Annotated in this window: 11 protein-coding genes; 7 read left to right on the top strand and 4 right to left on the bottom strand. The window is 43.6% G+C overall.

Going from position 1 to position 10298, the window contains the following annotated elements:
* Positions 1-119 precede the first annotated feature (119 nt).
* The gene (locus tag R7P36_RS17970) at positions 120-908 is read right to left on the bottom strand and encodes a M48 family metallopeptidase (RefSeq protein ID WP_017634168.1); all 789 of its coding nucleotides are present in this window, start codon (positions 906-908) and stop codon (positions 120-122) included.
* A gap of 201 nt (positions 909-1109) precedes the next feature.
* On the opposite strand from R7P36_RS17970, the gene R7P36_RS17965 reads away from it, so the two are divergent.
* The 5 genes from R7P36_RS17965 to cutA all read left to right on the top strand — a co-directional run bounded on the left by R7P36_RS17965 (position 1110) and on the right by cutA (position 4155).
* Positions 1110-1544: a hotdog fold thioesterase gene (locus tag R7P36_RS17965; RefSeq protein ID WP_005376340.1), complete on the top strand. Its 435-nt coding sequence runs from the start codon at positions 1110-1112 to the stop codon at positions 1542-1544.
* A gap of 6 nt (positions 1545-1550) precedes the next feature.
* On the top strand, positions 1551-1784 hold the full coding sequence (locus R7P36_RS17960; RefSeq protein WP_005386281.1) for a DUF3389 domain-containing protein: 234 nt from the start codon (positions 1551-1553) through the stop codon (positions 1782-1784).
* Positions 1785-1863: 79 nt separating this feature from the next.
* Positions 1864-3573 (top strand): SgrR family transcriptional regulator, encoded by a 1710-nt coding sequence (locus tag R7P36_RS17955; RefSeq protein ID WP_203345429.1) that lies wholly within the window; start codon positions 1864-1866, stop codon positions 3571-3573.
* Positions 3557-3808, top strand: a complete 252-nt coding sequence (locus tag R7P36_RS17950; RefSeq protein ID WP_005376334.1) for a hypothetical protein — start codon at positions 3557-3559, stop codon at positions 3806-3808. The genes R7P36_RS17955 and R7P36_RS17950 overlap by 17 nt, the downstream gene beginning before the upstream one ends.
* A 14-nt stretch (positions 3809-3822) precedes the next feature.
* Entirely contained in the window at positions 3823-4155 is a 333-nt protein-coding gene (gene cutA / locus R7P36_RS17945; protein ID WP_017634166.1) for a divalent-cation tolerance protein CutA, read from the top strand.
* On the opposite strand, the gene R7P36_RS17940 is transcribed toward cutA, so the two are convergent.
* Entirely contained in the window at positions 4117-4713 is a 597-nt protein-coding gene (locus R7P36_RS17940) for a DUF2238 domain-containing protein (protein WP_005376330.1), read from the bottom strand. The two genes, cutA and R7P36_RS17940, sit on opposite strands and share 39 nt — an antisense overlap.
* A gap of 242 nt (positions 4714-4955) precedes the next feature.
* Between R7P36_RS17940 and R7P36_RS17935 the strand changes: the two genes are divergently transcribed.
* Together R7P36_RS17935 and R7P36_RS17930 are read left to right on the top strand one after the other, a co-directional pair.
* The gene (locus tag R7P36_RS17935; RefSeq protein ID WP_005386285.1) at positions 4956-5795 is read left to right on the top strand and encodes an isopenicillin N synthase family dioxygenase; all 840 of its coding nucleotides are present in this window, start codon (positions 4956-4958) and stop codon (positions 5793-5795) included.
* 128 nt (positions 5796-5923) lie between these two features.
* Positions 5924-6544 (top strand): DNA-J related domain-containing protein, encoded by a 621-nt coding sequence (locus R7P36_RS17930; RefSeq protein WP_005376328.1) that lies wholly within the window; start codon positions 5924-5926, stop codon positions 6542-6544.
* Between the two features lie 79 nt (positions 6545-6623).
* On the opposite strand, the gene R7P36_RS17925 is transcribed toward R7P36_RS17930, so the two are convergent.
* Together R7P36_RS17925 and R7P36_RS17920 are read right to left on the bottom strand one after the other, a co-directional pair.
* Complete coding sequence (locus R7P36_RS17925) at positions 6624-8279, bottom strand: ABC-ATPase domain-containing protein (protein WP_138940262.1); 1656 nt, start codon at positions 8277-8279, stop codon at positions 6624-6626.
* A 71-nt stretch (positions 8280-8350) separates the two neighbouring features.
* Positions 8351-10264 (bottom strand): sensor domain-containing phosphodiesterase, encoded by a 1914-nt coding sequence (locus R7P36_RS17920; RefSeq protein ID WP_318099264.1) that lies wholly within the window; start codon positions 10262-10264, stop codon positions 8351-8353.
* Between the last annotated feature and the right edge of the window lie 34 nt (positions 10265-10298).

The following is a 10298-nucleotide window of genomic DNA, read 5'->3' as shown; positions in this document are numbered from 1 at the left end:
TGGCGCTGGACTAAACAAAGGCCCCCTTTTAGGGGGCTCACACAAAGCCACCTTCTTTAGAAGGTGGTAATTTACTTGGCAAGCTTAAGTAGTAGACGATAGTAGCAAGTAGCAATGAATTAGCCACATCTTGGTGCTTTCGCGTTATACGCAGGCAGCTTATTTATGGTTGCTTGTAAATCTTTAATGCGCGTACTGTGCGATGGGTGGGTTGAGAAGAATTCAGGTGGTTGAGAACCACCTGATGCAGCACTCATATTTTTCCATAAATCGACACTTTGACGTGGGTCGAAACCTGCTTTTGCCATGAATTCCAGCCCGACAATATCAGCCTCAGATTCCTGAGTACGACCGTATGGCAAAATAACACCGTATTGGACACCGACACCAAGTGCCGCCATCGTCATTTGTTGATACTGTTTGTACTCGGAAGCGCCAATGGCAACGTTTGCTAGAGACAACCCGGCATTTGCTAACTGACTTTGTGAAAGACGTTCATTACTGTGGTCAGCGAGGACGTGAGCGACTTCGTGACCAATGACTGTTGCCAACTGATCTTGGTTTTTCGCGACATCTAAAAGCCCGGTATACACGCCGATCTTCCCACCTGGTAGAGCAAACGCATTGACTTGTTCACTATCAAAAACAACGACTTCCCAGTCTTTAAATCCAGATTGAGCGGGAATGGTGTCAGTGATGTGTTTGGCAACGCATTGAACGTAGGCATTCGTTTTGCGATCTTTGCTGATTGGGATATCTTTCTTCATTTGTTCGAAAGATTTAGCGCCAAGCGATGACATTTCCTGATCTGAAAACATCAGGATCTGGTTGCGACCCGTCGGTGATGCGCTACACGCTGTTAAACCCGCGATAGTTAAAAGAGCAGAGGCTTTCATCCATACCTTCATAACAGGCTCCATTTAATTTTTTGTTTTGAAGCAATAGTATATACCCAAATAGTAACATGATGCATGGATCAAGTTATTCATCTGCTTAATAAAGAAGGTGAGATGTTACGTCTTGAAGTTATGCCCAAGTAGCGTCTATGCTAGCTTCCTAGCACATCGTTACAACCTAACAAACCAGTTTGTGAAACTAAGAGTAAAACAATGAGTATATGGAAAAAGCCCGTAAGCATAGAGATTCTGAATGCCACGTCAAAAAATACCCTGATCGAGCACCTACAAATTAAATATACAGATTTCACTGACGACTCCCTTACGGCAACCATGCCCGTATGCAGCTTTACTCATCAACCTTTAGGAATGCTTCACGGTGGTGCATCAGTCGTGCTCGCAGAAACATTAGGCTCATTGGCTGCAAACTTCTCTGTCGATGAGGGCAGCTACTGCGTCGGTTTAGATATTAACGCGAACCATGTGCGAGCCATGCGAAGTGGTCATGTGATTGGTACGGCAAAACCGCTTCATCTGGGTATTTCAACACAAGTGTGGCAAATCGATATCACTGATGAGCGAGGCCGTTTAGTGTGTACCAGTCGCTTGACCATCGCTGTGAAACAACACAAAACAAAGTCGGTATAAACTAAGATGGTGATTGAGTTTTCATTAGGAAAAATCATTGCAACCCAGCGTGAAATAGTGATTAAGCTCTCCGGCAGTGCAATGGTAACCTTGCAAGCGCAAACCGATGCAATTCAGTTGCTGGGTAGAGGAGCGAACGTTGTTTTATCTCATGGAGCAGAGTGCAAATGGTCTATCAAGCTGGACAACGAGGTACAACTGGCTGAACTTTCGCGAGAAATTGGTATCGATATTCAATAATTTATAGTGTGATGTTTGCACTTTTTGGAAAAAATGAGGAAACTTAGCTTATCGACAACAAGATAAGAATTTCCTCTTTATGAGTAGCCCTCGTTTACGTGTTCAGTTCGAAACACTGTTTGAAAAATTTTCCGGTCACGATACGGACGTTCAGCTCGAAGACATCACCGAAGCGTTGTTTTGTACACGTCGTAATGCTCGTATTGTTCTAAATAAACTTGAAGAAGAGGGCTGGATTGAGTGGCATCCGGCAGCGGGTCGAGGAAAACTTTCGAAACTCGTTTTTAAACGTAATCGAAGCGACGTCAGCGAAAACCTCGCCAGGCGTTATCTCGATGAAGGGAAAATCGGTCAGGCTCTAGATGCGCTTGATAACGATGCGGCACGATTAACGCAGGTTATCCAAGGTTATTTAGGGCTTCAGCATCGACAGGGCGAGCAGGTCGTGCGTTTGCCTTATTATCGACCATTGTCGATGTTAAACCCGCAGAAACCGATGCGGCGTTCTGAACAGCACATCGCCAGACAAATTTTTAGCGGACTCACTCGCCTTGATGAAAATGAACAACTTCAACCAGATTTAGCCCACACGTGGGAAGCAATTTCTGATACTCATTGGCGTTTTTATCTTCGTCGTGGAGTACGCTTTCATAATGGTGAACCGTTAACAACCAGTTGTGTTCTTGAAAGTGTGCTTGCGTTAAATGGCTTGAACTTGTTTTCTCACATAAAGCGGGTGTCTTCACCACAAGAGTGGACCATTGATATTGAGCTCGTCCGTCCTGATCGCTACCTGCCTCTGGCTCTGAGTGAGTCGCAAGCAAAAATTTTGCTACCGAGTGCTTTGCGTTCTGAAAGCTTTGATAGACAACCGATAGGGACAGGGCCGTTCCAAGTTAAAATGAATGATGATAAGCGTCTTATTTTGACTGCTTTTGATGGCTACTTTGGTTTTCGCCCTTTACTTGACCAAGTGGAGGTGTGGGTAATCGATGAAGCCTATTCTTCAATGGTTTATCCAAGCCTGTCAAAGCCGAAGATGGATAAACAAGGTTCATCCGATGAAGTAGAGCTGGACCCTGGATGTACATTCCTATTACTAAACAAAAACACCGGGATTGCAAAAGATCCACGTTGGGCAGAGTTCCTCTCGCAAACCCTCAACAGTCACCAGATTTACGCGCATGTTCCACAAGATAAAGTGATGGAACTGGGAGTATTGCAAGCCTTTGGCCTTAAGCCCGGTTGGATTGATCTCAGGCCAGCGGAAGCGGGCAGCGTACCACAGGCTAATAAGGTAATTTCCGTAGCGTATCAGAAAAAGCATCCGATGTTTCCAGTAGTTGCCAAGGCCATCAAGACACTCTTAAAACCGCACGGTATAGAGGTTGAGTTTATTCGTTATGATTCTCAACCGCCCGCACCGGAGGAAGTGGATATCTGGGTGAAAGCTATGGGCATTGCAACGAACCGAAATGACGCGTTGGCGGGCTGGCTCCTGGATTACAGTGATATTGAGAAGTTCAGTTCAGGTTACGATTTTAGTGAATGGGCTAAACTTGTCGATCAATGGCGTGCCGGCATGCACACAGACTTTCCTGCGCGTGAGCTAGGACGACAGTTAGTAAAAAGCTGTCAGGTGATTCCTATGTTTCACTGCTGGCTAGGCGTGAATAAAGATCACAGCGGTGCGTTACAAAATGCAAAGTGTAATGCCTTAGGTTGGTTTGATTTTAATAATGTATGGGTCAAACCGGATATAGAAAGTAACCATGGCGAAACCGAATAAAAAACAACCGACGAAAACCGTCGATATCTTTTGCTCTAAATGTAAAACTCAACTATTTAAGTACCGTAAAGGCGGGAAAGGCGCACTGGTTAAATGCTTCAAAGAGCGCATTGTTGACGATTTCACACAAACCCCATGTATTTGCCCCGCTTGCGGACAAGAGTTTGCAAGAGATACCCTAGTAAGAGGAACCCCCGCTTACAAAATGATTGGCGGCAAAGTGACGATGAAATAATAAAGGGCTAGAAAATGAGTATGAAACATGACTATTGCATGGTTTTAAGTACAACCAGTAATGAAAAAAATCGAGATCAGATCATTAAAGGTTTGCTAGATGCCCAATTAGCCGCGTGTATTCAAACAATGCCTATTGAAAGCCACTACGTTTGGAAAGGGGAGGTTTGTACTGACAACGAATGGTTGCTAGTCATCAAAACTCGTCGAGAACTTTATGAATTGGTGGAAGAGAAAATAGAAAACCTGCACGAATACGAGGTCGCTCAAATCGTACAGGTTCCAATTGTTGATGGGTTTAACCCTTATTTAGAATGGTTGAGAGAATCGACGTTGAGCCGACATTAAGAATAACGACAACACTGCACCAACGGTATCGCACAACATATCTTTCTGGGCGTCCCATATGTCACCTTGCGAGCCCAGAAAGGCAATTCCCTCATCGCCACCAGCCAACTCCGCATACCACCATTCGATAATCTCATAGCCAGCAGCAAGTGACATGATAGCAAACAAAGCAAACCAGCAAGAGAACGCTTTGTTGAACCGTTTTTTGTTTATCAAGTATTCAGCGATCGGATATGCGTAAAGGCCAATTGAAAAGTGCGCAACGCGATCAAAATTATTTCGCTCTGAACCAATCATGTCGTTAAACCAGTCAAACGGCACTTCGGAGAACGTATATTTCGCACCGATAGTGTGCAAACAGAGCCAGATGAACATTAAAAAGTAAGCCGTATTACTGAACTGATAGCGAATCGAAATCGCCCAAATAGCAACAAGAATACCAATCGCCGGGATAATCTCCGCAAACCAAACTGCGCGTGAGTTAGGTTCCAACGCAGAAAATAAAAACACGATGGCATAAAAAATCGTTAATCCTAAGAGTGTCGAGGTGCTTTTCATAGAGTTATTTGATCCTTCAATTTATCTTACAGTGGGACTCCATAGATTGTGTTAATGATTGCACTTAATTGAACGGTGTGCAATTGATATTTTAATGGGTTTTTTGATCACTGAAAATGTTGATTTATTGGCAAACTGCTCAACATTAAAACGTTTGCGCGTGCACTTTTCATTAAAGTTTGATTTACAACATGCCCATCCATAGAATCCATGATTCAGTCTAATAAAAAAGAAGTAAAGCCATGAAACTGGAAACTGTCGATTATCTTGCTGACGATGCTGCTCAACAGTTCGTTACCTCTCTACGCGAAACGGGGTTCGGTGTGTTGAAAAACCACCCGATTCCACAAGAGCTTGTAGAGTCAATTTACAAAAACTGGCATGAGTTTTTCTGTTCAGAACAAAAGAATGATTTTCACTTTAACGTAGACACCCAAGATGGCTACTTCCCACCTTCTGTGTCTGAAGTGGCGAAAGGGCACAAAGTGAAAGACATCAAAGAGTACTTTCATGTTTACCCTTGGGGTCAGATCCCAGAGCAGCTTAAAGCTGAAATCTTAGAGTACTACGAGCGTGCCAATGCGTTTGCTCAAGAGCTATTAGGCTGGGTTGAAGCGTACGCACCTAAGGACGTTCAAGAGAAGTTCTCTATCGCGTTGTCAGAAATGATCAATAACAGTGACAAAACATTACTACGCGTGCTTCACTACCCACCGATGACAGGCGAAGAAGAGCCAGGCGCTATTCGTGCTGCTGCGCATGAAGACATTAACCTGTTAACGGTTTTGCCTGCTGCTAATGAACCTGGACTGCAAGTAAAGAGTAAAGAGGGTGATTGGATCGATGTACCATGTGACTTCGGGAACTTAATCATCAACATTGGTGATATGCTTCAAGAAGCGTCAGGTGGTTATTTCCCTTCAACGACTCACCGTGTAATCAACCCTACGGGTGGCCGTCAAGAAAAGTCACGTATCTCATTACCGTTGTTCCTGCATCCAAAGCCGGAAGTGGTGTTATCTGAGCGCTACACTGCACATAGCTACCTTATGGAACGTTTACGTGAGCTAGGGGTTATTTAACCTTTACGTGATCTCCTTACAAAGGCCGATGGTGAATGACTATCGGCCTTTTTGCATTTATGCTACAAAGTGGAAACTATGTTTTTTGTGCCGTGAATGGGGCCCTAAACTCGTGTCAGAGAGGATGAATGGAAGGACAACGTACTGTCAATAGTATTGAGCCTCATGCAATAGAAAATCCGCTGCTTTGGCCAATGTTAGAAATTCTGAGAAAACAGCCCTCTAATTGGAAAGTGCACACCTTGGCAAGCTCGTTGGGTGAACAAGGTTATATTTCAAAGCTGGACGACTCTCCCGATAAGGATTTATTCAAAAGAAATTTCCTGATCATGAATGCATTATATCAACTGCAAGACACTCTGTATCCGGATAGCTGGCTTCAAGTCGAAGCCATGGATATTCAGCTCATGTCTTCGATGGAAGCTTTGAGGCATAAGATCGATATTCATGATCCTTTGCGTGAGTATTACTTAGATTGGCGCAATTACGAAGCGGACGAAGATGAAGTGCGTCGACTGTTGAATGAATTTTGGACAACTTATCAAAAGTTCATCGGTGGTTCGTCAGTAGCCAGCGTAGATAAGACAAAGGCACTGTCACTATTTGAACTTAACACTGACGCTACGCCTGCGGAAATTAGAAAACAATGGCGAAAACTCGCGCTTCGTTGGCATCCTGATCGAGAAAATGGCGATGCAGAAAGATTTAGAGTTCTTTGTGAAGCGTGGAATGTACTGAGAAACGAATGATTCGCTAAGAATAAAGATAAAGTAAGGCAGCTAACTATAGCTGCCTTTTGATTGAACTGTCTCTGTCAGCGTATCAAAACTAGCATGATGACTTAAACTGAGATTTTCGCATGCGGTTGAGGGCAGCCATAACGTCTAGTGTGCGTGGTTTGGCTAAGTCGCCTTGCTTAGGAAGAGCGGCATGCCACTCACCAGACAGCATTTCTTCAATCTCCTTCGCCGGATGATTACACCAACCTGGAAGTTGAGCAATTTGGAACCATAACCAGCCAATTGTGTTGACTTCATCGGCTGACTCTATCTGTTCCAAAGCGCTAAGATCAGTAAACTCTTTACCAAATCGAAGTGACTCTTTGCCTTTCGCATTCACACGGAACTTGCCGTCAGTAAGAATATTCATCAACGCAACGCGGTTCAGTGCTCGAGGTGGGAAGGTCTGTAAACGTTCTTCTGACTCGTTATGGCGTTGAGTAGGGTGCTGAGCGATAACTTCTTTCGCTTTTTCAGTCACATCAACGGCTTGGTAGTCGTGCATTTGAATGACGGTATCGGCAACGTCTAAGTAGTCGCCCGACCCACCCATAACGATAATGGTAGAGATATCAAGATCATCTCGTAATTGACCAATGCGGTCGACGAGAGGAGTAATTGGCTCATCACCTTTTGCCACCAATGCCTGCATACGCTCATCTCTAATCATGAAGTTGGTAGCAGAAGTATCTTCATCAATCAATAATGTGCTTGCACCCGCTTCAATAGACTCTTGAAGCCAAGCGGCTTGCGACGTTGAGCCTGATGCGTCTTGAGTAGAAAAGTCCGCCGTATCTTTACCCATCGGTAAATGGTTGATGTAGTTTGCCAGGTTCAAGTGGTGTACGCATCGGCCATCTTCGGCACGAATCTTCATAGCCTTGTTATCGGCAACAATGTATTCGCGACCATCTCCTGGAATATGATCGTAAATTGAACGCTCTATTGCATTTAATAAGGTAGATTTACCGTGGAAGCCACCACCTACAATCAGTGTGATACCTTTTGGAATTCCTAATCCTGTGACATGGCCCTTGTTTGGCGCATGTAAAGTGACTTGTAGAGATTCAGGGGCTTTAAACTCAACGGCTTCTTTCATTGGAAGGTCGCAATTACCTGCAATTCGAGGAAGAATACTGCCGTTTGCGACAAACGCGACTAAGTTATTGGCCTCTAACTGTTCTCGTAGGGCATCTTGGTCTTCAACAACTTGGCAGTGCTTAATTAAAGCGGCTTTGTCGAGTTCACGCTCTAAAGTTGCTCGACGGATAAACTTAGGCAGGTGGAAAGTCAGTATATTGTTGGCTTTTTTCCCCAATACTGAACGACCTTCGGCTGGTAAGTTAACTCGAAAACGCAGTTCAATACCTTCTTCAGTAAACAACACCGCGGTGCTATCCAGTACAGTTTGGCCTGTCAGTGAAATTGATACTGAGTTTTCTTGTTTAGCAAACTGTTCAAAACTACGCGCAATAAAATCACGTGCAGCTCTTTGAAATGCAGGAGACTCGTCTCTTAGCCACTCAAGACCAGTCAAAGACCATGCGCGAGTCGCACGAAAACGTGACGCCGATGCATAAGGGTCACCCTGTACATGATCGATAAACAAAGTGAAATCAGTGAAGTCGTATTGACCTTTGATTTGCTGATAAGCTCGGTAGTTCTGCTTTTCAATTTTCTTAAGCGTGGCAGTCAACTGATCCATGAAGATATTGGCCTTTTAATAGAAGCGGGCGGCGATTATAGAAACCACCGCCCTCATAGTAAAGAGAATGCTTAGGAAGAGTAGGCGTATTGCCCGCCAGAAAGGCGCTGATTAAACAAACTTTGCTCAAATTCATTACAAGGCATAGGTTTACCATAAAGAAAACCTTGTCCGATATCACAACCCTCACCAATAAGAAACTGCTCTTGTTGGTGGGATTCAATGCCCTCGATCACTACTTGGAGTTCCAGTTTTTTTGCAATGTGTATGATTGAACAAATGATCTCGCGATCATCATCTGACTTTTCCATTTGCTGGACGAAGCTTTTATCAATTTTGATGGCATCAAACGGATATTTCTTTAAATAGCTGAATGAGGCATATCCTGTACCAAAATCATCAAGTGACAATGTCACACCTAGTTTGTGCAACTTATTTAACGTTGTGCGTGCTACTATTTCATCAGCAATTAGAGCGCTCTCGGTTACTTCGAGTTCGAGAAAGTGTGCTGGCAAATGGAAAGTGTCGAGTAGGTGTTGCACTTGTTCTGCAAAATTTACGTTTTGTAATTGAATGGGAGAAACGTTGACGGCAATTTTGAAGTTATCGATTAACTCAGACCATTGTTTCGCTTTGTCTATCGCGGTACGCAGAACAAAAGAGCCAACTTCAAAGATAAGCCCGTTTTGTTCGGCCATATGTATCAATGCTTCGTTGGAAACGTCGCCAAGTATTGGATGTCTCCAGCGAAGCAAGGCTTCTGCGCCAATCCATTTACGTGTTTTGGAGTCTACTTGAGGTTGAAAGTACAACACTAAATCGTCGTTATGCACCGCTTGTAAAAGGTAACTTTCCAGTTCATTGTGACTATTGAGATCCGCCGAATGATTTTCTCTAAAATAACTAAAAGGTTCGCCAGATTCTTTACATAGAAGCATCGCGTAACATGCATGTTGAAGGATACGCTTAGCATTGCTGCAATCTTTGTAAGCTTGAACTATACCGATATACGTGTGCAAATGTATTTCTGTTTTGTTGAAGACAAACCCATCTACGCTAATTTTAGTGATATCATCTAATAGTTGATTTAACCGAGCTTCAATATCCTCTCCCCAAATCAATAAAACCATGTCATTCGAACTTGGTCTACCAGTGATAAATCCGCTAGCACCGTGTCTGGTTAATCTGGAGTGAAATTCTTTTAAAATGTTGTCAAAGACCTCGAACCCGTGCCTGGTCTGAATACTGCGAGCGTTACTAAAACCAATGTTGATGACCACAAGCGATTGCTGATCACTATCAAGGGACTGTAAGGTGTATTGGACAATGTTCTCAAGTGCAGAACGATTTAGAAATCCAGTTCCCTGATCATGTGTTTTTTGGTAGCTCACTTGTTTTTCCGCGGCTTTACGGCGATCAATTTCTTGTGTTAAGGAGTAACTTAACTGGGCTAAATCCGTGGTACGATTTTCAATTCGACTCTTTAGCTCGGTGTTAAGTCGCTGAAGTTTATGTTGTTGGTACACAACTGAAAGCTGTGCTTCGATTGAATCTTTGAAAGTTTCAAGCAACTGACGGTAACTATCGTTGTACTCGTTTCTCTCAGAGTCAAGCATACAGATTGTTCCAAATGTCTCCCCATTTGGCCAGAATAGCGGTAAGCCGCAATAAGAAATCATGCCTAGTTTGATGTCTGGGTTATTTTGCCATTCTTCATCTTCAAGCGCATTGGGGATTACAAGCTCGCCTTTCTGTTCTATAACTTGCTCGCAATACAAACCGTTACCAAGCTGCTCTGCATCGCCAGTACGATAAGGATTACCTAGAGTTTCGCTAGATGTATTTACTTCTATGCGATCCGGATGGATACGCATAATTAATGTGGTGGGTACGTGTGTTATTTGAGCCAGTAAGTTGACGATTTCTTGCCAACTTCTTCGCATAGACTCAGGGATTTCGTAGTCTAATGTTTGCAATCTCCCCATATAGGTCATCCTTTACGTGGTTTCACTTCCTGTG

The sequence above is a fragment of the Vibrio sp. 397 genome (assembly GCF_033339395.1).
Taxonomy (GTDB): Bacteria; Pseudomonadota; Gammaproteobacteria; order Enterobacterales; family Vibrionaceae; genus Vibrio; species Vibrio alginolyticus.
This window is presented reverse-complemented; position numbering and strand designations above follow the sequence as displayed.

Coding starts and splice junctions, on each gene's coding strand:
- R7P36_RS17970 (WP_017634168.1), bottom strand. CDS start 908: ATGAAGGTATGGATGAAAGCCTCTGCTCTTTTAACTATCGCGGGTTTA.
- R7P36_RS17965 (WP_005376340.1), top strand. CDS start 1,110: ATGAGTATATGGAAAAAGCCCGTAAGCATAGAGATTCTGAATGCCACG.
- R7P36_RS17960 (WP_005386281.1), top strand. CDS start 1,551: ATGGTGATTGAGTTTTCATTAGGAAAAATCATTGCAACCCAGCGTGAA.
- R7P36_RS17955 (WP_203345429.1), top strand. CDS start 1,864: ATGAGTAGCCCTCGTTTACGTGTTCAGTTCGAAACACTGTTTGAAAAA.
- R7P36_RS17950 (WP_005376334.1), top strand. CDS start 3,557: ATGGCGAAACCGAATAAAAAACAACCGACGAAAACCGTCGATATCTTT.
- cutA (WP_017634166.1), top strand. CDS start 3,823: ATGAGTATGAAACATGACTATTGCATGGTTTTAAGTACAACCAGTAAT.
- R7P36_RS17940 (WP_005376330.1), bottom strand. CDS start 4,713: ATGAAAAGCACCTCGACACTCTTAGGATTAACGATTTTTTATGCCATC.
- R7P36_RS17935 (WP_005386285.1), top strand. CDS start 4,956: ATGAAACTGGAAACTGTCGATTATCTTGCTGACGATGCTGCTCAACAG.
- R7P36_RS17930 (WP_005376328.1), top strand. CDS start 5,924: ATGGAAGGACAACGTACTGTCAATAGTATTGAGCCTCATGCAATAGAA.
- R7P36_RS17925 (WP_138940262.1), bottom strand. CDS start 8,279: ATGGATCAGTTGACTGCCACGCTTAAGAAAATTGAAAAGCAGAACTAC.
- R7P36_RS17920 (WP_318099264.1), bottom strand. CDS start 10,264: ATGGGGAGATTGCAAACATTAGACTACGAAATCCCTGAGTCTATGCGA.